25 protein-coding genes and 4 riboswitches are annotated in these 23,405 nt (G+C 67.4%); of the genes, 8 read left to right on the top strand and 17 right to left on the bottom strand.

Annotated elements, in window-relative coordinates; all coding sequences use genetic code 11:
• Positions 1-7: 7 nt before the first annotated feature.
• Complete coding sequence (locus tag BJ122_RS08475; RefSeq protein WP_110780649.1) at positions 8-571, top strand: histidine phosphatase family protein; 564 nt, start codon at positions 8-10, stop codon at positions 569-571.
• Here the strand turns inward: BJ122_RS08475 and cobA are convergent.
• From cobA to cbiE, 5 genes are read right to left on the bottom strand one after another with little or no spacing between them, the layout of a single operon-like run.
• Entirely contained in the window at positions 561-1,334 is a 774-nt protein-coding gene (gene cobA / locus BJ122_RS08470) for a uroporphyrinogen-III C-methyltransferase (RefSeq protein ID WP_110780648.1), read from the bottom strand. The two genes, BJ122_RS08475 and cobA, sit on opposite strands and share 11 nt — an antisense overlap.
• Positions 1,331-2,674, bottom strand: a complete 1,344-nt coding sequence (locus BJ122_RS08465; protein ID WP_430694766.1) for a cobyrinic acid a,c-diamide synthase CobB — start codon at positions 2,672-2,674, stop codon at positions 1,331-1,333. The genes cobA and BJ122_RS08465 overlap by 4 nt, the downstream gene beginning before the upstream one ends.
• Entirely contained in the window at positions 2,661-3,440 is a 780-nt protein-coding gene (gene cobM, locus BJ122_RS08460) for a precorrin-4 C(11)-methyltransferase (RefSeq protein WP_110780646.1), read from the bottom strand. Before cobM ends, BJ122_RS08465 begins: the two co-directional genes overlap by 14 nt.
• On the bottom strand, positions 3,437-3,832 hold the full coding sequence (locus BJ122_RS08455) for a cobalamin biosynthesis protein (RefSeq protein ID WP_181418907.1): 396 nt from the start codon (positions 3,830-3,832) through the stop codon (positions 3,437-3,439). Before BJ122_RS08455 ends, cobM begins: the two co-directional genes overlap by 4 nt.
• Positions 3,829-5,034 (bottom strand): precorrin-6y C5,15-methyltransferase (decarboxylating) subunit CbiE, encoded by a 1,206-nt coding sequence (gene cbiE / locus BJ122_RS08450; protein ID WP_110780644.1) that lies wholly within the window; start codon positions 5,032-5,034, stop codon positions 3,829-3,831. The genes BJ122_RS08455 and cbiE overlap by 4 nt, the downstream gene beginning before the upstream one ends.
• Positions 5,035-5,099: 65 nt before the next feature.
• On the opposite strand from cbiE, the gene BJ122_RS08445 reads away from it, so the two are divergent.
• A complete protein-coding gene (locus BJ122_RS08445; RefSeq protein ID WP_110780719.1) occupies positions 5,100-5,849 on the top strand; it encodes a cobalt-precorrin-6A reductase in 750 nt (249 codons plus the stop codon).
• Here BJ122_RS08445 and cobJ read toward each other — a convergent pair.
• From cobJ to tcuA, 6 genes are all read right to left on the bottom strand, one after another.
• On the bottom strand, positions 5,816-6,577 hold the full coding sequence (gene cobJ / locus BJ122_RS08440) for a precorrin-3B C(17)-methyltransferase (protein WP_110780643.1): 762 nt from the start codon (positions 6,575-6,577) through the stop codon (positions 5,816-5,818). The two genes, BJ122_RS08445 and cobJ, sit on opposite strands and share 34 nt — an antisense overlap.
• The gene (locus tag BJ122_RS08435) at positions 6,574-7,305 is read right to left on the bottom strand and encodes a precorrin-2 C(20)-methyltransferase (RefSeq protein WP_110780642.1); all 732 of its coding nucleotides are present in this window, start codon (positions 7,303-7,305) and stop codon (positions 6,574-6,576) included. Before BJ122_RS08435 ends, cobJ begins: the two co-directional genes overlap by 4 nt.
• On the bottom strand, positions 7,302-7,931 hold the full coding sequence (locus BJ122_RS08430; RefSeq protein ID WP_110780718.1) for a precorrin-8X methylmutase: 630 nt from the start codon (positions 7,929-7,931) through the stop codon (positions 7,302-7,304). The genes BJ122_RS08435 and BJ122_RS08430 overlap by 4 nt, the downstream gene beginning before the upstream one ends.
• An 8-nt stretch (positions 7,932-7,939) precedes the next feature.
• Positions 7,940-8,410 (bottom strand): hypothetical protein, encoded by a 471-nt coding sequence (locus BJ122_RS08425; RefSeq protein ID WP_110780641.1) that lies wholly within the window; start codon positions 8,408-8,410, stop codon positions 7,940-7,942.
• A gap of 112 nt (positions 8,411-8,522) precedes the next feature.
• Positions 8,523-8,722: riboswitch (cobalamin riboswitch) on the bottom strand.
• A 25-nt stretch (positions 8,723-8,747) separates the two neighbouring features.
• A complete protein-coding gene (gene tcuB, locus BJ122_RS08420) occupies positions 8,748-9,848 on the bottom strand; it encodes a tricarballylate utilization 4Fe-4S protein TcuB (protein ID WP_110780717.1) in 1,101 nt (366 codons plus the stop codon).
• The gene (gene tcuA / locus BJ122_RS08415) at positions 9,835-11,265 is read right to left on the bottom strand and encodes an FAD-dependent tricarballylate dehydrogenase TcuA (protein ID WP_283808442.1); all 1,431 of its coding nucleotides are present in this window, start codon (positions 11,263-11,265) and stop codon (positions 9,835-9,837) included. The genes tcuB and tcuA overlap by 14 nt, the downstream gene beginning before the upstream one ends.
• A 28-nt stretch (positions 11,266-11,293) precedes the next feature.
• Positions 11,294-11,497, top strand: a riboswitch (cobalamin riboswitch).
• Positions 11,498-11,528: 31 nt separating this feature from the next.
• On the opposite strand from tcuA, the gene cobT reads away from it, so the two are divergent.
• Positions 11,529-12,599: a nicotinate-nucleotide--dimethylbenzimidazole phosphoribosyltransferase gene (cobT, locus tag BJ122_RS08410; protein WP_110780639.1), complete on the top strand. Its 1,071-nt coding sequence runs from the start codon at positions 11,529-11,531 to the stop codon at positions 12,597-12,599.
• Positions 12,596-13,363 (top strand): precorrin-6A synthase (deacetylating), encoded by a 768-nt coding sequence (gene cobF / locus BJ122_RS08405; protein WP_110780638.1) that lies wholly within the window; start codon positions 12,596-12,598, stop codon positions 13,361-13,363. Before cobT ends, cobF begins: the two co-directional genes overlap by 4 nt.
• A gap of 20 nt (positions 13,364-13,383) precedes the next feature.
• On the opposite strand, the gene bluB is transcribed toward cobF, so the two are convergent.
• Positions 13,384-14,076: a 5,6-dimethylbenzimidazole synthase gene (gene bluB / locus BJ122_RS08400; RefSeq protein ID WP_110780637.1), complete on the bottom strand. Its 693-nt coding sequence runs from the start codon at positions 14,074-14,076 to the stop codon at positions 13,384-13,386.
• Between the two features lie 137 nt (positions 14,077-14,213).
• Positions 14,214-14,435, bottom strand: a riboswitch (cobalamin riboswitch).
• Between the two features lie 57 nt (positions 14,436-14,492).
• Positions 14,493-14,700: riboswitch (cobalamin riboswitch) on the top strand.
• Between the two features lie 142 nt (positions 14,701-14,842).
• On the opposite strand from bluB, the gene cobU reads away from it, so the two are divergent.
• A complete protein-coding gene (gene cobU, locus BJ122_RS08395) occupies positions 14,843-15,397 on the top strand; it encodes a bifunctional adenosylcobinamide kinase/adenosylcobinamide-phosphate guanylyltransferase (protein ID WP_110780716.1) in 555 nt (184 codons plus the stop codon).
• 46 nt (positions 15,398-15,443) lie between these two features.
• Positions 15,444-16,931 carry a cobyric acid synthase gene (locus BJ122_RS08390; protein WP_110780636.1) on the top strand — a complete coding sequence of 496 codons (1,488 nt, stop codon included), beginning with the start codon at positions 15,444-15,446 and terminating at the stop codon, positions 16,929-16,931.
• Here BJ122_RS08390 and cbiB read toward each other — a convergent pair.
• Positions 16,904-17,875, bottom strand: a complete 972-nt coding sequence (gene cbiB, locus BJ122_RS08385; protein WP_110780635.1) for an adenosylcobinamide-phosphate synthase CbiB — start codon at positions 17,873-17,875, stop codon at positions 16,904-16,906. The two genes, BJ122_RS08390 and cbiB, sit on opposite strands and share 28 nt — an antisense overlap.
• Positions 17,876-17,910: 35 nt before the next feature.
• Here cbiB and cobD point away from each other — a divergent pair, with 35 nt between their 5' ends.
• The gene (cobD, locus tag BJ122_RS08380) at positions 17,911-18,954 is read left to right on the top strand and encodes a threonine-phosphate decarboxylase CobD (protein WP_110780634.1); all 1,044 of its coding nucleotides are present in this window, start codon (positions 17,911-17,913) and stop codon (positions 18,952-18,954) included.
• On the opposite strand, the gene BJ122_RS08375 is transcribed toward cobD, so the two are convergent.
• The 4 genes from BJ122_RS08375 to BJ122_RS08360 form a co-directional block, all read right to left on the bottom strand.
• Positions 18,852-19,436: a GNAT family N-acetyltransferase gene (locus BJ122_RS08375; RefSeq protein WP_110780633.1), complete on the bottom strand. Its 585-nt coding sequence runs from the start codon at positions 19,434-19,436 to the stop codon at positions 18,852-18,854. The genes cobD and BJ122_RS08375 overlap by 103 nt on opposite strands.
• Before the next feature lie 20 nt (positions 19,437-19,456).
• A complete protein-coding gene (locus tag BJ122_RS08370; RefSeq protein WP_110780632.1) occupies positions 19,457-19,981 on the bottom strand; it encodes a phage tail protein in 525 nt (174 codons plus the stop codon).
• Between the two features lie 127 nt (positions 19,982-20,108).
• Entirely contained in the window at positions 20,109-20,642 is a 534-nt protein-coding gene (locus BJ122_RS08365; protein WP_110780631.1) for a phage tail protein, read from the bottom strand.
• 64 nt (positions 20,643-20,706) lie between these two features.
• Positions 20,707-21,237 (bottom strand): phage tail protein, encoded by a 531-nt coding sequence (locus BJ122_RS08360; protein WP_110780630.1) that lies wholly within the window; start codon positions 21,235-21,237, stop codon positions 20,707-20,709.
• 359 nt (positions 21,238-21,596) lie between these two features.
• On the opposite strand from BJ122_RS08360, the gene BJ122_RS19245 reads away from it, so the two are divergent.
• Positions 21,597-23,405 (top strand): IPT/TIG domain-containing protein (locus BJ122_RS19245; RefSeq protein WP_210205442.1); only part of this gene is annotated, 1,809 nt, incomplete at its 3' end.

Here is a 23,405-nt window from a genome sequence, read left to right as displayed (position 1 = left end):
CCTAGTGATGAGCGATCTGACCCGGCTGTGGCTGATCCGGCACGCCCCGGTCGATGGCCCGAAAGGCGTGATGTACGGCTCTGACGCGCCGGCCGACGTCTCCAATCACGCGGCTTTCGCTGCGCTGCGCGCCCGGCTGCCGCAAGGCGCACCGTGCATAGCCAGTTCCAGCCGCCGCACCATTGAGACCGCTGAAGCGCTGGGGCTGGCGCCGCGCTCTGAGCCGCGGCTGCGCGAACAGTGTTTTGGGGATTGGACCGGACGGCGCCACGACGATATCGCCCGCGAGATGGGCGACGCCTATGCCGCGTTCTGGCGGGCCGCGGCGGATAACCGGCCGCCGGGCGGCGAGAGTTTTGTCGATCAGATCGCGCGGGTGCGCGCGGCGCTGGCCGAGCTGCCGGCCGGCGACGTGGTGCTGGTCGTGCATTCCGGCACGATCCGCGCCGCGCTGGCGATCGCGCTCGATCTCGCGCCGGAGCCGGCGCTGCGTTTTGTGATCGACACGCTGTCGCTGACGCGCATCGACCGCATCGCCGATAGCTGGCGCGTGGTCGCGGTCAATTGCTGAGCAGCGGCTCCGCGGCCACCACGTCCTGCAGCGCCGCGCCATAGAGGATCAAACACGGCCCGCTCGGGCGCACCAAAGCCAGCGCGTTGGCGATGGTCTGCAGCGTTCCGGTGTATTTGTGCGGCGCCGTGGTGCCGAGGCTTTCCACCACCACGGTGGGCGTCTCTGCGGGCAGGCCGCGCGCGATCAGCTGCGCGGCCAGCGTCGCGAATGTCGCCTTGCCCATGAACACGCAGGTGGTGGCGCCGGGATCGGCGAGCGCGTTGAGGTCGAGGTCGCGCGGCAACTGGCCGTCGATGTCGTGGCCGGTGACCATCTGCAGCCGCCGCGCCACGCCGCGCTTGGTCAGCGAGGCGCCAAGATAGGCCGCGGCCGCGGTCGGCGTGGTGATGCCGGGCACGATCTCCACCGCGATGCCGGCTTCGCGCGCCGCTACCAGTTCTTCGTCGGCGCGCGCGAAGATCGCCGGGTCGCCGGCCTTCAATCGCACCACGCGCTTGCCCTGCTGCGCAAAGCCGATCATCAGCCGGTTCAGCTCGGATTGCTTGGGCGAGGGATGGCCGGCGCGCTTGCCGACCGCGATCAGGTCGGCCAGCGGATTGGCAAACAGCAGGATCGCATCGCCGGCAAGGTCATCATAGAGCACCACGTCGGCCTCGCGCAGCCGCGCCACCGCGCGCAACGTCAACAGGTCGGTGTCGCCAGGTCCGGCGCCGATCAACACGATCGAACCATAGCTGCCATTGTCATTGGCGGCGTTCATGCAGCGCTCCGATCTGCAGCAATCAGGTGAAAGAAACTGCCGGTGACGTGGCCGCGCCGGCTGCCGGTCTCGGCGGTCAGCTCGCCATTGGCATCGTGGATTTCGGCGAGCGCGTCATCGGGCTGCGCGATCACCCGCGCATAGTGGAATTCGTGGCCGCGCAGCCGCCCGCCCGCGCCAAATCCCGGCAGCGGCGCAAGCAGGCGCGCGGTGCGATAGCCAAGATGCAGCCGCCGCTGCGCGAAATCGGTTTCCAGCCCAAGCAGCCCGGCCATCGCGTGGCGGTGGCCGGCGGCATCGATCAGTCCGGCGCCGAGCGTCATGTAGCCGCCGCACTCGCCATGCACCGGCTTGTCGTCGGCAAAACGGCGCAGGCCACCCAGAAAGCGCGTCGCCGCGGCGAGCCGCCCGGCATGCAGCTCCGGATAGCCGCCCGGCAGCCAGGCGACATCGCAGCTTGGATCGGGCGCCTGATCGGCGAGCGGCGAGAACGGCACGATTTCGGCGCCGGCGTCGCGCCAGCCGGCGAGCAGATGCGGATAGACGAACGAGAACGCGGCGTCGCGCGCCAGCGCAATGCGTTGCCCCGGCGGCGGCATCGGCCGCGCGGACGGCACCGCCGAAAGCTGCGCCGGCTGCGCTGCGGCCTGTAGCTCATCGAGATCGACATCACGCGCAATCGCGTTGGCCAATGCGTCCAGCCGCAGCGCCAATTCGGCGTCTTCCTCGGCCTGCAGCAGGCCGAGATGGCGCTCGGGAATGGTCAGCGCCGGATCGCGCTGCAACGCGCCGATCACCGGAATGCCGATGCGCGCAAATCCGTCATTGGCCAGAGCGGCGTGCCGGCTGCCGGCCACCTTGTTGAGGATCACGCCCGCCACCGTGACATCGTCGCGATAGCGCGCGCAGCCGAGCGCGATCGCGGCGGCGGACTGCGCCATGCCTTTGACGTCGATCACCAGCACCACCGGCCATCCGGTCGCGGCGGCGATATCGGCGGTCGAGCCATGGCCGCAGGCGCCGACCTTGGCGACGCCGTCGAACAGCCCCATCACGCCCTCGGCGATACAGAGATCGGCATCGAGGCCATGGCACAGCTGTGCCGCGAGATCGGCCTGCGGCAGCGCCCAGGAATCGAGATTGAATGACGGCCGGCCGGCCGCGACGGTGTGGAACGCCGGGTCGATATAGTCGGGGCCGCACTTGTAGGGCTGCACCGCGCAGCCGCGGCGACGCAGTGCCGCCAACAGCCCGAGCGTCACCGTGGTCTTGCCGCTGCTGCTGCCGGCCGCGGCGATGATCAGGCCGCGCGGCGAATGCGCTGGATTAGTCGCGGACACGACCATCCTCCGCCGAGCGCCGGAAGCGGCGGTCGTAATTGACGTTGTAGAGCGCGCTGTCGCGAAAATCCTGCGCGGCCAGCGACGGCCCGACCAGGATCAGCGCAGTGCGTTCGATCGCCTCATCACGGACCATCGCGGCGATGGTGGACAGCGTGCCGCGCAGAATGCGCTGCTCCGGCCAGCTGGCGCGCACCACCACCGCGACCGGGCCGTCGGCGCCGTAATGCGGCTGCAGCGCGGCGGCGACTTCATCGATGGCATGGATCGACAGATGGATCGCCAGCGTCGCGCCGGTGGCGGCATAGGCGGCGAGTGTCTCGCGCGGCGGCATCGAGGAGGCGCGGCCCGGCGTGCGCGTCAGCACCAGCGTTTGTGCCACTTCCGGCAGCGTCAGCTCGCGCTTCAGCGCGGCTGCCGCAGCGGCGAATGACGGCACGCCCGGCGTCACCGTGTAGTCGATGCCGTGGGCTTCGAGACGGCGGATCTGTTCGCCCATCGCGCTCCACACCGACAGGTCGCCGGAATGCAGCCGCGCGACGTCATGGCCGGCCTGATGGGCCGCGACGAACTCCGCGGTGATGGCGTCAAGATCAAGCGGCGCGGTGTCGATCACCCGCGCGCCTTGCGGGCACAGCGCGACGATCTCGCGCGGCACCAGCGAGCCGGCATAGAGGCACACCGGACAGCGCTGCACCAGATTCTGGCCACGCACCGTGATCAGATCGGGGGCGCCGGGGCCGGCACCAATGAAATGGACGGTCATGGCAAAAACTCCTGGCAACGGGCGGCGGCCGCGGTGGCGCGGCGATCGGCGGAAAACACCCGGGGGACAACTAGCTGTGCGCCGCTGCCGGCGCCGGCCAGCGCTGCGGCCTCGCACACGCTGCCGACGCCGCGCTGGGCGATACTGACGGTGGAGCGCGTCACGACCTGGGCATCGACGGCGCGCAGCGATGCCGCAGAAATCGTCATCACCGGCCAGCCGCGCTCGCCGGCCGCGGCCAGCAGCGCTGGGCTACGCGCTTTGTCGGTGGGGACGGCAATCGCGGTCACGTCATGGTCGGGCAGCGCTTGCAGCACAGTGTCGATCGCGTCGGCGACCGAGTCCGAACTGGCGTGCTTCTGGAAACCGACGCCAATGATCAGCCGGTTCATTTGCGCACGCTCCATTGCACGATCGGCATGGCCGCGCGCCAGGCGGTGAAACCACCGACGGCGGAAGCGCGCTCGACGGCGAGCCGCAGCAGCGACCCGCCATGGCGCCTGTGCCATGCGATCAGCAGCGCTTCGGTTTCCAGCGTCACGGCGTTAGCGACCAGCCGGCCGCCGGGGCGTAGCGCCTGCCACACCGCTTCGAACAATCCGGGTTCAGTGCCGCCGCCGCCGATGAACACCGCATCGGGGGTCGGCAGGCCGGCCAGCGCCTCTGGCGCGCGGCCATGGCGGATATCGAGATGCGGCACGCCGAGCGCCGCCGCATTGGCGCGCGCGACTTGCAGCCGGTCGGCGCGCGGTTCGATGCCGATCGCGCGATTGCGCGCGTCGGCGAGCAGCCATTCGATGCCGATCGCGCCGGAGCCGGCGCCGATGTCCCACAATAACTCATTGCCGCGCGGCGCCAGCGACGACAGCGTCACCGCGCGGATTTCGCGCTTGGTCAACTGGCCGTCGTGCTGGAACAACTCATCGGGCAGGCCACTGGTGCGCGGCATCAGCACGGCCTGCGCTTCGGCTTGTACTTCGATCGCCAGCGCTACCGGCGCCTGAATGTCGTCGAGCGCGAACGCATGGGCGTGAGCTTGCCGAATTCGCTCGCGCGGGCCGCCGAGCGCTTCCAGCACGGTCAGCCGCGACGCACCGAACCCGAGCCCATCGAGATAGGCGGCAATCAGCGCCGCGGCGGCGCCGTCGCGCAGCAGCACGATCAGTCTCGCCTGCGGGGTGAGATGCGGGCGCAGCAAGGTGATCGGCCTGGCGTGCAGGCCGAGCGTGGTGACTTGCTCCAGCGGCCAGCCGAGCCGTGCCGCCGCCCAACCGAAAGTGGAGGGCGCCGGCCAGACCCGCATTTCCGCGAGCGGCAGCCGGGCGGCCAGCGTGCCGCCGACACCGAACCAGAACGGATCGCCAGAGGCCAGCACCGCGACGCGGCGGCCGCGTTCGGCCAACAGCTTGGGGATCGATGCCTCGAACGGCACTTCCCAGGCCAGCATCGGCTTGCCAAATCCGGCCGCGAGTTTCAGATGGCGGGCGCCGCCGGCGAGCAGATCGGCTTGTTCGATCGCTTCGCGCGCGGCGGCGGACAGCCCGTCAATGCCGTCCTCCCCCAATCCGACAATGGACAGCCACGGCTCCATCATGTCATCGCATGCCGGTGATGAGTGAAATGTCTTCTGCACCACGAATTTCCGCACCGTTGCGGCTTCTGATCCTCGGCGGCTCCGCCGATGCCAATCGCCTGGTTGGGGCGTTGGCGCGTGATCCGCGAATCAATGCCGTTCTGTCCTACGCCGGGCGCACCGAGAACCCGACGAAACCGCCAATTCCGTGTCGGATCGGTGGCTTTGGTGGCGTTCAGGGCTTGGTCGACTATCTGCGCAGCGAGCGCATCGACCGCGTGGTCGACGCCACGCATCCCTTTGCCGCGCAGATGAGCGCCCATGCGGTGGAGGCTTGCGCGGCCGCCGGTGTGCCGCTGCTGGCGCTCGACCGGGCGCCGTGGCAGAAGCAGCGCGGCGATCACTGGATTGAGGTCGATACGATGGAGCAGGCGGTGGCCGCGCTCGGCGCCACGCCGCGCCGGGTGTTTCTCGGCATCGGCCGCCAGCAGCTGGAATTGTTCGCGGCCGCGCCGCAGCACAGCTATCTGGTGCGGCTGGTCGATGCGCCGCGCGCGCCGCTGCCGCTGCCCCAGGTCGAAATCGTGGTCGGGCGTGGTCCGTTCACCCGCGCCAATGACGGCGCCATGCTGCGGCGCTTTGGCGCCGAACTGGTGGTCGCCAAGAACGCCGGTGGTGAGGCCACGGTGGCCAAGATCGAAGCCGCGCGCGACCTCGGCCTGCCGGTGGTGATGGTGCGCCGGCCGGCGACCCCGCCGCGGCCGACGGTCACCAGCGTCATCGAGGTGCTGGACTGGCTCGATCAAGCGGTCGCTCCGATGGAACGCGGCGTATAGACGAACGGCGCGCCGCCTTCGCGTTCAATCAGCCGGCTGTGCACCGAACCGATCAACAGCAGCGTGCGCATGTCGGCGCGCTGCGGATCGGCGTCGCTGAGACGGACGATGTCGATCGCTTCGCGCGCGTCGCCGACCGCGCTGGCAAAGATCACCGGCACGGTGCCCGGCAGCTCGCAGCGCAGCAGCTCGAGCGCCCGGCCAAGCTGCCAGGGCCGCGCCTTCGACAGCGGATTGTACAGCGCGATCACAAAGCCGGCCTGCGCGGCCAGATGCAGCCGCTGCTCGACCAGCGGCCACGGCTTGAGATTGTCCGACAGATTGATGGCGCAGAAATCATGGCCGAGCGGGGCGCCGACCCGCGCCGCAGCCGCGAACATCGCGCTGATGCCCGGCAGCACCTTGATATCAAGCTCGCGCCAGGCCGGATCGCCGTGATCGACGGCTTCAAACACCGCTGCTGCCATCGCGAACACGCCGGGATCGCCCGACGACACCACCACCACGCGGCGGCCCTCGGTCGCCAGCCGCAGCGCGTGCTGGGCGCGGTCGATTTCCACGCGATTATCGGAGCCGTGGCGCTCAACGCCCGCGCGCAGCGGCACCCGCGCCACATAGGGCGCGTAGCCGATCAGATCGGTGGCCTGATCGAGCGCGGCCGCGACTTCCGGCGTGATCCACTGCGAAGCACCGGGGCCAAGCCCGGCAATGATCACCGAACCACTCATGGCCGCCGTCCTTGGCCGTGCACCAGGATCATTGAGAAATACGGCGCGTTGTCGTCGCGCTTGTCAGTCAGCTTGATCACCTGCTGCTGCGCCATGGTGCCGTGCTCGACATAGACCGCGCGCTCGGCGAGCCCGACCGTCTGCAGCGCGCGCCGCACTTTTGGCAGATTGCGGCCGAGCTTCATCACCACCAGCGCGTCGGCGCCCTGCATCGCCTGGCACAGCTGCGCTTCATCGAGCGTCGCCGGCACCACATGCAGCACGTCGTCGCCGTAGGTGATCGGCGTGCCGCTCGCGGTCCAGCAGCCGCTCATGCCGGTGATGCCCGGCACCACTTCCACCGCAACGCGGCCGATCAGGCGACGATGCAGATGCATGAACGAGCCGTATAGGAACGGGTCGCCTTCGCACAGCACCACCACGTCATCGCCGTGCACAGCGTGCTGCAACAGCTGTTCAACGCATTGCTCGTAAAACACCTTGAGCGTCGCGGCATAGGCGTCGTCATCGAGCGCGATCTCGGTGGTGACCGGATAGTCCATCGGCAATTCGACCGCGTGCGCCGGCAGCAAGCCATCGGCCAGTTGCCGGGCCTGGCCGCGCCGGCCGGCCTTGCGGAAGTACGCGATATGGGTCGCCGAGCCGATCAGGCGTGCCGCCTTCAGGCTGATCAGTTCCGGATCGCCGGGGCCGAGCCCGACGCCATAGATGGTGCCAGGCTTGGTCATTCGCGCTCACTCGCCAATGCGTTGATCGCTGCCGCCGCCATGGCGCTGCCGCCACGCCGGCCGCGCACCACCATGCACGGCACCGGCGCCGCGGCCAGCAGCGCTTCCTTGGATTCGATCGCGCCGACAAAGCCGACCGGCACGCCGATGATCGCCGCGGGCCGCGGCAGATCGGCATCGCGCAGCATGTCGAGCAGATGAAACAACGCGGTCGGCGCGTTGCCGATCGCGACCACCGCGCCATCCAGATGCTCGCGCCACAATTCGATCGCGGCGGCCGAACGGGTGTTGCCAATCCGCTGCGCCAGTTGCGGCACGATCGGGTCGGACAGCGTGCAGATCACCTCATTGTGGGCCGGCAGCCGGGCGCGCGTCACGCCGTAAGCCACCATCTGCGCGTCGCACAGGATTGGCGCGCCGGCGCGCAGCGCGTTGCGCGCGGCGTCGGCAAAGCCGGGGCTGAACACGATATCGTCGGCGACATCGACCATGCCGCAGGCGTGGATCAGACGCACCGCGACCTGTTCCTCGCCGGGCGCAAAGCGCGCCAGATTGGCCTCGCTGCGGATGATGGCAAACGAGCGCTGATAGATCGCCGCGCCGTCTTTTTCGTAACTCTCGGTGATCTCGGTCATCAGTTTGGCTCCGGCAGCAGCGATAGCCCGCAGGCCAGCGCGAACTGGTTGATCAAGGCGCTGGGGTTGCCGTGCTGATCGCCGAGCAGTTGCCGCAGCCGGCGCAGCGTCGAGGGCGGCAGGTTGCAGACCGCATCGAGCGCCTCGTCAGTGCCCTCGTCATCACGCAGCACGGCCAATGCGACGCCGCGCGGCGCCAGCAGCGCAGCAAGTTGCAGGATTTGCGCGTGATAGTGATGGCCGGCGCGCAGATGAATCAGCACGCCGCGTGCCGCGCCGATCGCGCGGTGCAGCGCTTCGGGATCGCGCAAATGCTGCAAGTCGCAGGGCTGCAAACGCGGGCCAGAGCGCAGCGCGGCGGCCGCGGCAAAGCGTGCGCGCGCGGCGGCATCGGCGCTGAGCAGGATCAGATCGGCGCTCGCCAGAGACGATTCGTCGGCCTGGGGCAGTTGCCATGCCGTGGTTTGCATTGGCTGCAGTCCGTCGCTGGGAACGACGGCAAGCCGTTCCAAAACCAAGCGGCGACGGACCTGTACTCCGATCGGCCGACACATTCACTCCCGAGCACCCCGCCGGGAATGGCGTCTAAGACAGGCGATGGCAGGTCTCCTGGCTCGCGGGTCGCCGCCGTCACCGCCTTCCCGGACCGAGGGTCCAGTGGCGCGTATTGGTGAAGGCTCGCCGCTTACAGTTGCGGGGGCAGCTCCGGCTTCTCGCTCTGCGGCGACATATCCGGATTCCCTTTTATTCCCAAATGGGAAACCATCGGCGGCGGATGTGTGTGACAGATCGTCCGGGCTGTCAATCCTACCGTTTTGGCGAAACGGCGCGGTTGCGTTCTAACGCCGCGCGCAACAAAGCGGCGAACCGGAATGGCGCGTGCACCAGCTTGCCGACCGGCAGCAGCAGGAACAGCGCCAGCACCAGCCCCAGATGCAGCGTGAGCAGCAAGCCCATCGCCGCGGTGCTGCGCCACGCCAGCAGCGCCAGGCCGCTCGCGGCATTGCCGATGATCAGCACCAGCATCGCGTAGTCGGCGGGCAAGGTTTCGGCGGCGCTTGGCGCACGGTCGGCGCGCAGTTTTTGCACAATCAGACCGCCGGCCCCGAGCAGCATCAACACGCCGCCGACGGCGCCGAGCCCGACCGGCAGGCTGAGCAGCGGGTAGGGCGCCTCCCAGCCGAGCCAGCGGTGATAATAGGCCGCGACCGCGGTAGCGCCGAAACTGAGCCCGAGCCCGCCGACCATCAGATGATGGAACAGCCGCCGCAGCCTTGACGGCGCTTCGATACGATCGCCGCAGCCGCCATCGCCGCCGCCGAGATAGCGCAGCGTCACCGTATCGGCGAGCGCGCGCGGCAAAGCGCGCAGCAGCGCGGCGCGGCTGCCATCCGGCGCAATCGCGCGCCAGAACGCGGCGACGCCGAGCGCAAGCGTGGTCAGTGACAGCGCCAGCGCCGCGAGCGCGCCGCCGACCATGATCTCGCGCGGCACCACGCGGTAGAACGCGCCTTCGCCGGAATTGGCGCTGAGCAGTTTTGCAGGATCGGCAACCAGCAACACCGCGAGCACGGATAGCACCGACACCAGCGCCACGATGGTGGCGTTGTGCGCAAAGGCGCGGCCGAGCCAGCGTGGCCGCGCGAAGCCGGCATAGGAGCGGATGCGCACCCGCGCCAAAGCTTGCGGCAGATTCACTGCCAATTCGTGCGGCGGCGCGTATTGGCAGGCGTGATAGCAACCGCGGCAATTGTGGCAGAGATTGGCGAGATAGCTGACGTCTGCGAGCGAAAAATCGTGCTTGCCGGCAATCGCCGGAAACACCGCGCAATAATCGTCGCAAAACATGCAAGCCGAGCACAGCCGCAGCGCGCGTTCGGCTTCTTCGGTCGCATCATCGGCCTGCATGGCGCGCGGCTTCCTCTCCGGCAAGGCGGCCAAACACCGCGCTGATGGTGACGCCGAGTCCGGCGAGATAGCCGCGCGGCAACACATTGGCGGCCATGATCATGCCGGCGGCGAACAGATTGGCGAAGGGCGCACCACTTTCGCGCCGCACCCGCAGCGCCTGGTCAACGCCGACGCCATAATGGGTGAAGGTGATGCCGGGTATGAGCGGGAACGCGGCGAATGGCGGCGTGCTGATCGGCAGCGCCTGCGCTGATTTCGGCGGCGACAACGCCATGGCGCGCCAGGATTCCGGCGCGTTGGCATCAGCGGGCACGATCGCGGCGTTGTAGCGATCGACTGTAGCGCGCAGCGCTGCGCTATCGAGATCAATCAGTTCGGCCAGCGCTTCGATGGTCGGCGCGCGCAGCGGCGCAAACGCGGTCGATGCCGCGCGTGCCAGCGCGCTGCGATCAAGAATTAAGGTGGCGCGCTGCCCGGGCGCCGCCAGCAGCCGCTCGCCCCAGCGCGCGTAGTGAGTGCGCGCGGTGTCGCCGCCCTCGTCGGCGAAGCGCTGCGCGTCGCTATCGACGACGATGCCATAGGGAATGCATTCCAGCCTTGTCACGATGCCGCCGTCGACCGCGGGACCTCTGGCGTCGACGGCGACGATATGGCCGCGGCCGGGATCGCCGACCGTGACAGCGCCGGCATCGATCAGCGCGCGCAGCAGCCGGCCCTGCACATAGCCCATGCCGCGCACCGCGATCGCGTCGGCGGCGGCGCCAAAACCTTCGCGCAGCCAGTCGCGATTGGCTTGATGGCCGCCGCAGCAGGCGATCACCGCCGCGGCGCTCAGCTTCACCATTGCTCCTTGATGGACGACCTCGACCGCGGTGACGCGATCGCCCTGCCATTCGATGCCACAGGCTTCAGCGTCGTGCAGGATGGTGATGCCGAGCCGGCGCGCGGTGGCATAGAGCGTATCCATTGCCGCCTTGCCGCCGCCGGCAAAAAACGCTGTGCGCTGCGACCAGGGCATCACGCCGCGGCCGCGGCGCTGCAGCCGCACGCTCTGCGCCCTCAGCCAGTGCGTCAGCGTCAGCGAGTGCTGTGCCAATAGCTCAGCCAGCGCGGCGTCGCCGTCCGGGGCCACGCGGGCGAGATCGGCGGCAAAGGCGGCGGCCGGATAGCGGCCGGGCACGTAATCATCCGCTTCGTCATGCGCGATCCGGAAATTGCGCGCATGGCGTGTATTGCCGCCGCGCCACGTGAACGGGGCGTGATCGATCATCATCACGTTTGCGCCGCGCCGGCGCGCGGCAATGGCGGCGCACAGCGCCGCGCAGCCGCCGCCGATCACCAGCACTTCGCAATCCTGGCGCGCGATCATGCTGCCGCTCCCGCCACCGGCCTTTGGCCGGGCCTTGGCGGCAATGCGCTTGCGTGCTGCCGGTCATTGTGGTTTGCGTGCCCCGGTCTGCGGTGCCTCCGCTTGGAGGTGAAACGGGAACGCGGGACGGCGAGCGATCGCCTGGCCGCGGCTGCCCCCCCAACTGTAGGCGGATCGTCCGCAATCAACGGGCCACTGGGCGCCGCTGTCGCGCCTGGGAAGGCGATTGTGGACATCATCCGCGAGCCAGGAGACCGGCCACAGACGCTGCCAACGCGTTCGACGGTGGATCGAACGGAGGAGATGTCATGACAGGTTCCGACTATCCGGAGCTCAGCTCCGGCGTTTTCGCCGATCTCCCGATCGCGCCGCTTGATCGCTCGCACGAGCCGGAGCTGCGCACCCGAATCGACGGCAAGTGCAAGCCGCTCGGCTCGCTCGGCCGGCTTGAGGATCTGGCAGTGCAGCTCGGCCTGATCTGGCATCCCGAGCCGCCGCGCACCGAGAATGCCACGCTGTTCGTGTTTGCTGCCGATCACGGCCTCGCCGCCGAGGGCGTGTCGCGCTATCCGGCCCATGTCACTCGCGCCATGGTCGGCGCCTATCTCGACGGCCATGCCGGCGCCAATGTGCTGGCGCGGGCGGCCGGCGTCGCGATGCGGGTGATCGATGGCGGCGTCGATGCCGAGATGCCGGCGCATCCGGATCTGCTCGACGCCAAGATTCGGCGCGGCACCCGCAATTCCGCGCACGAAGCGGCGATGACGCAGCACGAGGCGCTGACCGCGCTGCGCCGCGGCGCCGAGATCGTCCGCGAAGCAATCGAGCAGGGCGTTGATGTCATCGCGATCGGCGAGATGGGCATCGGCAACACCGCCTCCGCCGCGCTGTTGATGCACCGGCTGGTGCCGGCGCCGCTTGCTGATTGCGTCGGTCCCGGCAGCGGGCTCGATCCTGAGGGCGTGGCGCGCAAATTGTCCGCGACCGAACGCGCCGCGCGGCGCAGCAACGCCACGCGGCCGCTCGATGTGCTGGCCGAATTCGGCGGCATCGAAATCGCGATGATGGCCGGCGCGGTGCTCGGCGCGGCCGCCTGCCGCCGCCCGGTGGTGATCGACGGCTTCATCGCCAGCGCCGCGGCGCTGCTCGCGGTGCGGCTCGCGCCCGCGGCGCGCGATTACTGCGTGTTCTCGCATCGCTCGGCCGAGCGCGGCCACAGTTTGATGCTGCAGGCGATGCATGCCGAGCCCTATCTTGAACTGAAGCTGCGGCTCGGCGAGGGCACCGGCGCGGTGCTCGCGGTGCCGCTGGTGCGCGCCGCCTGCGGCATCCTCACCGAAATCGCCGATCTCGACGACGTGCTGGCGGCGGTGTCATGAGCGGCGCGCGACGCACGCTGCTGCTGATCGGCATCGGTGCCGGTGATCCGGACTATCTGACGCTGCAGGCGATCAAGGCGCTGAACCGGGCCGATGTGTTCTTCATCCAGGACAAGGGGCAGGACAAGCAGGCGCTGCGCCATTTGCGCACCGAGATCTGCGAGCGCTTCATCGAAGGTGGTCATTATCGGCTGGTGCCGTTCGACTACCCGACCCGCGCCAAGGAGTTTTCCGACTACAAGGCCAATGTCGCCAGCTGGCATGGCGAGATCGAAGCGATCTACGCCCGGCTGCTGCGCGACGAATTGCAGGACGGGCAGTGCGGCGCGTTCCTGATCTGGGGCGATCCCTCGCTCTATGATTCCACCTTGCGCATCATCGAAGCGCTGCATCGCAAAAGCGAGATCGCGTTCGACTACGAGATCATCCCCGGCATCACCGCAGTGCAGGCGCTGGCCGCACAGCACCGCATCGCGCTCAACGCCATCGGCGAGCCGGTTCATATCACCACCGGGCGCAAACTCAGCGCGCAGCAGCCGCTGGGCGGCGAGAGCGTGGTGGTGATGCTGGATGGCGAGCAGGCGTTCACGCGGATCGATCCTGAGGTGGAGATTTTCTGGGGCGCCTATCTCGGCACCAAGGAACAGCTATTGATCGCCGGCAAGCTCGGCGAGGTGGCGGATAAGATCGCGTCCACGCGCGAAGCGGCCCGGCACAGCAATGGCTGGATCATGGATAGCTACCTGCTGCGCCGCCCGCGCTGAGCGATCAGCTCACGCTCGCCTCAGCGCTGGATCACCACGCGGCCGGCATGCGTGCGCGGCTGCCAGCCGCAGCGCACCAGTTCCGGATCGACGTGTTCTTCCTCCGGCCAGCCGACGCATAGATAGGCGATGAACTTCCACGGCTCGGGCACGTCGAGATCAGTCTTGGCCTCGACCGGATCGAGGATCGACACCCAGCCAACGCCGAGTCCGTGGGCGCGCGCCGCCAGCCAAAAAGTCTCGATCATCACCACCACGGAATAATCGAGCGTTTCGGGCATGGTCTGGCAGCCGACGCCAGCACCCTGGCGGGTGCTGCGATCGCAGAACACGGCAAACTGCCGCGGCGCGATCGCGATGCCTTCCAGCTTGAGCTGCGCATAGAGTGTGGCACGATCGCCATCATACAAGCCTTCGGCCTTTTGGTTGCAGCGCGCGAAATTGTCATGGATGCGGCCGCGTAGCGCCGGGCTGTCGACGCTGACAAAGCGCCAGGGCTGGCTGTTGCCAACCGACGGCGATAATTGCGCAAGATCGAGCAAATGATCGATCAGCTCGTCGGGCACCGGATCGGGACGGAACCGGCGCACGTCGCGGCGCCAGGCAATCAGTTCGGCCAATTGGGCGTGAAAGCGATGATCAAAGATCGGCGGCGTCGCATTCTGTGTCGTGACGTTGTCTGTCGTGACGTTGTCTGTCGTGAGACCGGTCATCTGCAGCCGTGCTCCATCGGCGCTTGCGCGCGAACGGGTGCTGTGATCCGGCGATCCGACCAAAGATCGCCTCGGCGTTGGCTGACCTCTCGTCAGCTTGGCCGACATCGCTTCAGGGCACCCCGCCCGAAGCATGGATGATGCGTTCGTAGATGGCAGGTCTCCTGGCTGATGGGTCGTTGCCTCGCGCCACCTTCCCGGACCGGCAATTGCCGAATCCAGTGGTCCATTGGCGGTCGGCTACCCACTTACAGTTGCGGGGGCAGCTGTGGCTTGATCAGCGCGGCGCATCAGCGCTTGGCCGTCCACATTCCCTTTTCACCTTCCTAGAAGGAAGGACCATCGAGTGGCTTTGTTAGGCGCGATGCGCCGAGGCTGTCAACGGCCGGGCGCGGTTGACCGGGCACGCCGGCGCGGCTAGCGTCCGCCGCGATGGTCTTTCCTTCGGGAAGGTGAAAAGGGAAGCCGGTGCGACATCGTTTAAGCCGGCGCTGCCCCCGCAACTGTAAGCGACGAGCCATCGCCGAAAGCCACTGGGGCCGAAACCACGAAAATGGTCCTGGGAAGGCGGCGAAACGGCGGCGACCCGCGAGCCAGGAGACCTGCCATCGCAGCAGTGCTTTGAAGGCGTCGGGGCGGGGTGCCCCGGGCGGAAGCGAGGGTGATGGCGCACAGCCATCGCGCGCGATCCGACAAAGCTCGCAAGCTGTTTCGGCCCGTTGCGGCCGGTGTTGAGCCGATGATGGACCGCGAACATTCGACCACGATGCCGCACTCAAGCAGCTGCAATCTGACCGCGCCGGTGCTGGTGCTGGGCGGCGCGCGCTCCGGCAAATCGAACTTTGCCGAACGACTGATCGTGGATAGCGCGCTGCGCCGCGTCTACGTCGCGACCGCCACCATCAGCGATGATGAGATGGCTGAGCGTATCGCGCATCACCGCCACAGCCGCGGTCCTAACTGGCATACGGTCGAGGAGCCGCTGGCGCTGGTCGAGACGCTTAAGCGCGAGGCGCAGCCCGGCAGTGCCATTCTCGTTGATTGCCTGACGCTGTGGCTGACCAATGTCATGCTGAGCGGCGGCGATGTCGATGCGCAGTCCGCCGCGTTGGCTGATCATTTGCGCACCGCGCGTCATCCGATTGTGCTGGTATCGAACGAGGTCGGCATGGGCCTCGTGCCGGAGACGCCGCTCGGCCGTGCCTTTCGCGATGCGCAGGGCCGGCTCAATCAGATGGTCGCCGCTGCGGTGCCGCATGTCGCGTTCGTTGCCGCCGGGCTGCCGCTGTGGCTGAAGGGACGGACCGGAGCGGGCGCGTGACACGCGCTGTCGCCGCCGCCGCGATCAAGCCTTGCGAGGATTGCCGATGACGCGCATCACGCCGGCCTTGATGATCCAGGGCACTTGTTCCAACGCCGGCAAATCGACGCTGGTGGCGGGGCTGGCGCGCGCTTTGGTGCGGCGCGGTTTGAAAGTCGCGCCGTTCAAGCCGCAAAACATGTCCAACAACGCCGCGGTCGCGGTCGATGGCGGCGAGATCGGCCGCGCCCAGGCCACCCAGGCGCGCGCGGCGCGGCTGCCGCCCAGCGTGCATATGAATCCGGTGCTGCTGAAACCGCAGAGCGATGTCGGCGCGCAGCTGATCGTGCAGGGCCAGCGCCACGGCATGCTCGGCGCCGACAATTTCCTCGGCAAGAAGCCGGCGCTGCTGCCGTTCGTACTCGATAGTTTTGCGCGGCTCGCAGGTGATGCCGATATCGTGTTGGTCGAAGGCGCGGGCAGCCCGGCCGAGATCAATCTGCGCCAGGGCGACATCGCCAATATGGGCTTTGCCGAAGCCGCCGATGTGCCGGTGGTGATCGCCGGTGATATCGACCGTGGCGGCGTGATCGCCAGCCTGGCCGGCACGCACCTCGTGCTATCCGAGCAGGAGCGCGCGCGGGTGCACGGTTTTCTGATCAACAAATTTCGCGGCGATGCCGCGCTGTTCAAAGATGGGCTGAGCGCGATCACCGAACTGACCGGCTGGCCGTCGCTCGGCGTGGTGCCGTGGCTGCCGGACGTGGCGGCGCTGCCCGCCGAAGATGCCGTCGATCTCGAATGCGCCGCGCCCTCGGCGGCCACCAAACTGATCGCGGTGCCGCTGTTGTCACGCATCGCCAATTTCGATGATCTCGATCCGCTGGCGCAGGAGCCCGGCGTGCGGCTGTTGTTCGTGCGGCCGGGGGAGGTGATCCCGGCTGAGGCCGATCTGGTGATATTGCCGGGCAGCAAATCGACCATCGCCGATCTCGCCTTCCTGCGTGCGCAAGGCTGGGACGTCGATATCCGCGCCCATCATCGCCGCGGCGGCCATCTGCTCGGCATCTGCGGCGGTTATCAGCTGCTCGGCCGCACCATCGCCGATCCGGACGGCATCGACGGGCCGGCTGGCACCGCCCCGGGCTTGGGTCTGCTTGCGATCGACACCGTGATGACCGGCGATAAATCGACCGTGCAGGTGCGCGGCAGCCATGTCGGCAGCGGCTTGCCGATCGAAGGCTATGAGATTCACATCGGCCGCAGCGATGGGCCTGATTGCGCCCGGCCGCTGCTGGATCTGCATGGCCGGTTCGATGGCGCGATCTCGGCCGATGGCCGGGTGCAGGGCTGCTACGTGCACGGCCTGTTCAGCAGCGATGGGTTCCGCCGCGCGTTCTTGGCGCAATTCGGCATTGCGTCGTCATTGGCCTATGAAGCGCGCGTCGATGCCGCGCTCGATGCGCTCGCCGATCATCTCGAACAGCATGTCGATATCGAGCGGCTGTTGCAGATCGCGCGCAGCCGTCACAGCAGCGGCCAGGCCGCGGCATAGAGGATCGCTTGCAGCCCGCAGCCCCCGAGCATCACTTTGAGCGCGCGGCCGATGTCGTCGGGCGTCGCCTCGCGCCGCGCCTCGGCATTGAGGAACGGATCCTCGACGCGCTGGCCGCCATAGACGCGCGGCCCGGCCAGCGCCAGATCGAGCGCGCCGGCCATCGCGCTTTCCGGCCAACCGGCATTGGGCGAACGATGTTTTGGCGCGTCGCGGCGCATCACCTGCAAGGCACGGCTCACGCTGCCGCCAGCGAGCGGCGCGGCCAGCGCCAGCAGCACGCCGGACAGCCGGGCCGGCGCGAGGTTAAGGAGATCATCGAAGCGCGCCGAGGCCCAGCCGAACGATTCATAACGCGCATTACGATGGCCGATCATCGAGTCGGCGGTGTTGACTGCCTTGTAGATCAACAGCCCCGGCAGGCCGAGCAGCGCCAGCCAGAACACCGGCGCCACAATGCCATCGGAAAAATTCTCGGCGCTGGATTCGATCGCGGCGCGGGACACGCCGGCCTGATCGAGCTGTGCCGGATCGCGGCCGACGATCATGGTCACCGCGCTGCGCGCGCCCTCCAGCCCGCCGCTGGCGAAGGCGTCGCGCACCCGTGCGACGTGCTGATAGAGGCTGCGCTGCGCGATCAGCACCGAGGCCAGCACGCCGAGCAGCAGCGAGCCGATCAGGCTTCCCAGCAGCAGCCATTGCAGCACCGCGCCGATTGCGCCCGCGGTCACGATCAGCGCCAGCAGAGCGACGATGCCGGCCGCCTTGCGCCGCGCCGCCGGCCAGGCGTCACGATTGAGATGACGGTCGAGCCAGTCGATCTGCGCGCCGATCAGCACCACCGGATGCGGCAGCCGGCGCCACAGCCAATCCGGATCGCCGATCAGCGCATCGGCGGCGAGCGCGATCAGAACGATCAACAACGCATGGTCTGCAATCAGCACGCGGCAACTCCGTGCAGCAGGTTTTGGAGATGACGATGAAACATGGCGGGGATCTCGCAGAAGCCGTTGCGCGCCATGGCGGGGCGCGCGAACAGTGGCTTGATTTATCTACTGGCATCAATCCGCGGCCCTGGTCCATCGCAAATTTCGATGATGGGCTGTGGCAGCGGCTGCCGTCGCGCAGCGATGAGCTGGCGCTGCAGGAAGCGGCCCGCGCGGCCTATGGCGTGCCCGAGCAGGTGGCGCTGGTCGCCGCGCCCGGCACGCAGGCGCTGATCCAATGGCTGCCTCATCTGGCGCCGGCCGGGGCGATTGCGATCGTCGGCCCTACCTATGCCGAACATCAGCAGGCCTGGCGCAACGCCGGCCGCGAGGTGGTCACCATCGCATCGCTGGATCAGCTGCCCGATGACGCTCGTCATGTGCTGATCGTCAATCCCAACAATCCCGATGGCCGGATCGCCAGCCATAACGAACTGGCTGCGGCCGCGCAGAAGCTGGCGGCGCGCGGCGGCTGGCTGGTGATCGACGAAGCATTTGCCGATGTCGATCCGGCGATCAGCGCCGCCTCGCTGGCCGAGCAATGGCCGGTGGTGATCCTGCGCTCGTTCGGCAAATTCTACGGCCTTGCCGGCGTGCGGCTTGGCTTTGCATTGGCGCCGGCGGCGATTGCGGACCGGCTGGCTCTGGCGCTCGGTCCGTGGAGCTGTTCGGGGCCGGCGCTGGTGATCGGCGCTGCGGCGCTGCGCGATCAAGCGTGGGCCGAGCAGACCAGGGCGCGGCTGCGGGTCGAGGCCGCTGCGCTTGATCAAGTGTTAGGAGGCGCGGGCCTTGAGCTGGTCGGTGGCACCTCGCTGTATCGCCTAGTGCGCTGTCCGCGAGCCTTGGACCTGCACGCCGCGCTGGCGCGGCAGCAGATCTGGTGCCGCTGCTTCGACTGGTCGGCGGAACTGCTGCGGTTCGGGCTGCCCGCCGATCAGGCCGGGCTGGCGCGATTGGCGGCGGCGCTGGCTGAAGCCGGTGCTGCGGTCAGCGGCTTGACCAGCGGCAGATGCGCATCGCCGTCGCCCTCGATATAGCCGAGCCGCTGATAGAGCCGGCGGGCGCCGGCATTGCTGGCCAGCACTGACAGCTCGATCTGGCTGGCGCCTTGCGCGAGCGCGGCGCGTTCCAGGCTGCGCAGCACCGCACTGCCGATGCCGGCATTGCGCGCCGCCTGGCTGATCAGAATATCGACCACCACCAGAGCGCGTGGCCCGTCGCGGTGTGCCCGGCGCGCCGCGATCAGCCGGCCGACCGCAACCTCGCATCGGATGATCAACAGATGTTCGGCGTCTGGATATCTGTCGGCGAAGCCGAGATGCTGCGCCGCCCATTGATGATCGAGCAGCGCGTTCAGCATCGCGGGCGGCAGACCGAGCGGCGCGAACATTGCGCTGCGATCGGCGGCAAACATCTCGCGGCAAAACACCTGATCGTGGCAGGTGATCGGCCGCCAGCTCAGCGACCGATCAGCAGCGATCAACGCGGCCATGATGCTGTCGTCATGGGGCGGCGTCATGGGCCAGAGCCTTCGGCCGATCAGTTGAAATAGGGGTATTCGCCCTGATAGGCGATGCAATAGACCAGCGCCAAGGTCGGCTGCATGTTGCCATGGGCGGCGTTATTGCCGGTTGGGCCGATCGATGGCGCAAATTCGGTGTTGACCGGTGGCGGCAGGAAACCGCTGAAACCCGGATCGATCACGACATTGGAGGTCGCAGTCGGGCCGGGCGTGGCATTGGCGGCATTCTTGTTACCGATCTGCATATCGTGGCTATGCGACGCCATCTGCGTGGTCGAAAGCGTCACGGTTGACGCGCCAACCTGTGATGCGAATGCGCGAGCGGTCAGCCCCGGTCCCTGGCCCTGGCCCATCACCACCCGGCCGATCAGATTCGGCAGTTTGAAGTTGCTGACGCCGTCGCCGCCATAGATCTTGCCGATCAATGAGAACAGCGGCTGATAGAGTTGCACCGCCAGGGTGCGGCCATCGCAGGGCAGCCAGCCGTCTGGGATGAAGATGATCGGAAAAGCCTGGATTTCACCGATGAAAGGATCGGACATGGTTCCTCGCAATCTGTCGGCGCATCGCGATGCGCCTTTGTGATCAATCAGTTCAAGGCATGATCAAAGTCAGCGTGACCCGCGGCGCCCGCGTGGCGCGGCCGGCCGCGCTTACGAACTGGTGGCGTCAGGGCCGGTCCGGATAAATTCCAGTGAGGGCGATGCAGTAATTGCCGGCCTGGCTCGGCATCATGTTGGGGTGCGGCTGCGATCCACCGGACGGCAGCACGGACGGTGCCATCACCATGTAGCCAGTGATACTGGCCTGCGGCGCGAAGAGTTTTGCGGTGGCCGGACTGGCGGTGGCGAGCTGGACATTGTCGCCCGGGGTCGCGGTGGTGGCAGGCGCCGTGCTTGCGATCAGCGGATGGCTGTGCGCCGGCAATTCGTTCTCGGTCAATGTGTGGGCTTCCTCGCCGCCCTGTTGGGCAATCGTCCGTGCGCTGAGACCCGGACCCGTGCCTTGCGCAATCGGCACCCGGCCGCGCAAATCGGGCAGTTTGAAATTGTTGATGCCATCCCCGCCATAGCTGATGCCGATCAGCGAATAGAGCGCTTCGTTGCCTCTGATCGGGAGGGTAGAGCCGTCGCAGACAGCCCAGCCGTTCGGGATGCGTGGAAAGCCAAACAGGCGGATTTCGCCTATGAAACAATCGGACATGATGCTGGAAATCCTTGTTGCAAACAGCAGGAGAGGGAGGCGCTGATCTGCGTTGGCTATCCGCTTAGTTGGGCCTTGGCGGATAAACGCCGTTCACTGCGATCACGTAGTTGAGCACCAGAAACGGTTGCATGTTGTTGTGCGGCTGACCGCCGCCGCCGGGAGCAATATTGGTTTCGGAAGGCAAATTGATCGGCGGCGTTGGCGGGCCGAAAATCGACAGCACCGGCGCGGTATTGGTGCCGAACAACCGGTTCGCCGGATTTGTGACGCGCGTTCCACCTGCGGTGGTGGTCGCCTGGAGACCGTGATCGTGAGCAGGCAACTGATTGGTTTGCAGCCTGACCGCCTCGTCGCCGGTGGCCTGTCCCAATCGGTAGCTGCCGTTGATGTCGCTACCAAGTACCGCGCGGCCGCATAGATTGGGCAGCGCAAAATTGGTCCGGCCGTCGCCGCCATAGGTGGTGCCTAGCAACGAATAGAGCGCTTGGTTTTGCGCGATCGTGAGGAGTGCTCCATTGCACAGCGCCCAGCCCGGCGGGGCGAAGTTGAGCGCGGTCATCATGATTTGTCCGAGATAGGGGTCTGAAGGCATGGCGACGTCCTTGGGTTGAAAACGAGGAATCGATCGCTAATCAGGGGAGTATTTCGCGTATTACGCTAATTTCTGCTCGTAAAAATACTTTAACGTGCCAGCCTCGTACTACTACTAGGTGATACCGTGGCGGAGTCGCAACACTAGGTAGAAGAATCCGGATTCAGTTTTGATTGCGTATCGTTCTGCTTGCAATCAGTCCGGGAGTAATTGTCTGCTAAGCGAACAGGTGACTGCTGCGCTGCAATGGGCGCTGGCAGTGCCGCGACAGCGGACAGGCAAATATGCAGGACGGGCAGGGGAAGTACTCAGCCGCGCTGTGTCGGCTGGGCGGGATAGCTGTGTGCTTTTCGATGGCGATGCGCGCTGCGCGACTGGTGGCGCTGAGCGCCGTTGTTTATCTGGCCACGGTGATCGCGGTGTCCGCCGCTTGTAATCAAACGGTTGATTTTACGGGGAAAGTTCTCAACGACACCGTGACGCTCGACGTGTCGAGCTGCGGCGAGAATCTGCTGGGCGGTCTGTACATCTACAACGGCCACGATTCTTATCCTTCGCCGCCAATGGGGGACGGCGTCAACGTCACCTCGGCGACGGTGACCGGCAGTAATGGTGCGACCTTTCTGATCACGCCGGGGACTGACGATCTCGGTTTGACCTATGTGCGCTACCAGTTCAAGCTCACCGGACTAGGTTCGTCGACCTCGACCTCCATTACCCTGTACTACGCCTCGACCAGTTGCCCTGTGACAGGTTCCTGTCCGCTCGCCCGAAACCCTCCCAATCTACTCTACGGCATCACTGACACAGCCTATCCGATCACCATCAACAACATCCCGCTGAGCGGTCCGACGATCAGCTCGGTGTCGCCGAGCGCCGGCCCGACCTCGGGTGGCACCTCGGTGACCATCACTGGTAGCGGTTTTACCGGGGCGACGGCGGTGACCTTTGGTGGCACGGCCGCGGCAAGCTTCACGGTCAACTCGGCGACTCAGATTACTGCCACCACGCCAGCCCATAGCGCAGGCACCGTGAGTGTCGTGGTGACCACGCCGGACGGGTCCGGCACGGGCACCAATGTGTTCACCTATGCTGCGGCGCCGTCAGTGAGTTCGGTGTCGCCGACGGCCGGGCCGACCGCGGGCGGCAGCTCGGTGACGATCACCGGCACTAATTTCACCGGCGCCAGCGCCGTGACCTTTGGTGGCAGCGCCGCCACCGGCATCACCGTGGTCAATGCCACCACCATCACCGCGACCACCCCCGCGCATGCCGCAGGTTCCGTCGATGTCGCGGTCACCACCCCGGGCGGCACCGGCACGGGCAGTAATCTCTACACCTATGCCGCTGCACCGACCGTCAGTTCCGTGTCGCCGAGTGCAGGCTCGACCGCGGGCGGCACCTCGGTGACCATCACCGGCACCAACTTCACCGGCGCCACCGCAGTAACCTTCGGCGGCAGCGCGGCGGCGAGCTACACGGTCGATTCCGCGACCCAGATCACCGCGACCACGCCGGCTCATGCGGCGGGGCTGGTCAATGTGGTGGTGACCACGGCAGGCGGCACCGGCACCGGCAGCAATCTGTACGACTATGTCGTCACGCCGGCGGTGAGTTCGGTATCGCCCAATGCCGGGCCGATTGCGGGCGGCACCTCGGTGACCATTACCGGCACCAACTTCACCGGCGCCACCGCAGTAACCTTCGGCGGCAGCGCCGCCACCGGCATTACCGTGGTCAACGCCACCACCATCACCGCGACCACACCGGCCCATGCCGTCGGCACGGTCGATGTGGTGGTGACCACGCCCGCAGGCAGCGGCACCGGCAGCAATCTCTACACCTATGCCGCCGCGCCGTCAGTGAGTTCGGTGTCGCCGACGGCCGGGCCGACCGCGGGCGGCAGCTCGGTGACGATCACCGGCAGCAATTTCACCGGCGCGAGCGCCGTGACCTTTGGTGGCAGCGCCGCCACCGGCATCACCGTGGTCAATGCCACCACCATCACCGCGACCACCCCGGCCCATGTGGCGGGTGTGGTCGATGTCGCGGTCACCACCCCGGGCGGCACCGGCACCGGCAGCAATCTCTACACCTATGCCGCTGCACCGACCGTCAGTTCCGTGTCGCCGAGTGCAGGCTCGACCGCGGGCGGCACCTCGGTGACC

This window comes from Rhodopseudomonas faecalis, from assembly GCF_003217325.1.
GTDB lineage: Bacteria > Pseudomonadota > Alphaproteobacteria > Rhizobiales > Xanthobacteraceae > Rhodopseudomonas > Rhodopseudomonas faecalis.
Note: the sequence above shows the minus strand (reverse complement) of the source record. Positions and strands in the feature narration are given on the sequence as shown.

Bases quoted from the DNA above. Each gene is read 5' to 3' on its own strand.
- BJ122_RS08475 (WP_110780649.1), top strand. From the start codon at position 8: ATGAGCGATCTGACCCGGCTGTGGCTGATCCGGCACGCCCCGGTCGAT.
- cobA (WP_110780648.1), bottom strand. From the start codon at position 1,334: ATGAACGCCGCCAATGACAATGGCAGCTATGGTTCGATCGTGTTGATC.
- cobM (WP_110780646.1), bottom strand. From the start codon at position 3,440: ATGACCGTCCATTTCATTGGTGCCGGCCCCGGCGCCCCCGATCTGATC.
- BJ122_RS08455 (WP_181418907.1), bottom strand. From the start codon at position 3,832: ATGAACCGGCTGATCATTGGCGTCGGTTTCCAGAAGCACGCCAGTTCG.
- cbiE (WP_110780644.1), bottom strand. From the start codon at position 5,034: ATGATGGAGCCGTGGCTGTCCATTGTCGGATTGGGGGAGGACGGCATT.
- cobJ (WP_110780643.1), bottom strand. From the start codon at position 6,577: ATGAGTGGTTCGGTGATCATTGCCGGGCTTGGCCCCGGTGCTTCGCAG.
- BJ122_RS08435 (WP_110780642.1), bottom strand. From the start codon at position 7,305: ATGACCAAGCCTGGCACCATCTATGGCGTCGGGCTCGGCCCCGGCGAT.
- BJ122_RS08425 (WP_110780641.1), bottom strand. From the start codon at position 8,410: ATGCAAACCACGGCATGGCAACTGCCCCAGGCCGACGAATCGTCTCTG.
- tcuB (WP_110780717.1), bottom strand. From the start codon at position 9,848: ATGCAGGCCGATGATGCGACCGAAGAAGCCGAACGCGCGCTGCGGCTG.
- cobT (WP_110780639.1), top strand. From the start codon at position 11,529: ATGACAGGTTCCGACTATCCGGAGCTCAGCTCCGGCGTTTTCGCCGAT.
- cobF (WP_110780638.1), top strand. From the start codon at position 12,596: ATGAGCGGCGCGCGACGCACGCTGCTGCTGATCGGCATCGGTGCCGGT.
- bluB (WP_110780637.1), bottom strand. From the start codon at position 14,076: ATGACCGGTCTCACGACAGACAACGTCACGACAGACAACGTCACGACA.
- cobU (WP_110780716.1), top strand. From the start codon at position 14,843: ATGCCGCACTCAAGCAGCTGCAATCTGACCGCGCCGGTGCTGGTGCTG.
- BJ122_RS08390 (WP_110780636.1), top strand. From the start codon at position 15,444: ATGACGCGCATCACGCCGGCCTTGATGATCCAGGGCACTTGTTCCAAC.
- cobD (WP_110780634.1), top strand. From the start codon at position 17,911: ATGAAACATGGCGGGGATCTCGCAGAAGCCGTTGCGCGCCATGGCGGG.
- BJ122_RS08375 (WP_110780633.1), bottom strand. From the start codon at position 19,436: ATGACGCCGCCCCATGACGACAGCATCATGGCCGCGTTGATCGCTGCT.
- BJ122_RS08370 (WP_110780632.1), bottom strand. From the start codon at position 19,981: ATGTCCGATCCTTTCATCGGTGAAATCCAGGCTTTTCCGATCATCTTC.
- BJ122_RS08365 (WP_110780631.1), bottom strand. From the start codon at position 20,642: ATGTCCGATTGTTTCATAGGCGAAATCCGCCTGTTTGGCTTTCCACGC.
- BJ122_RS08360 (WP_110780630.1), bottom strand. From the start codon at position 21,237: ATGCCTTCAGACCCCTATCTCGGACAAATCATGATGACCGCGCTCAAC.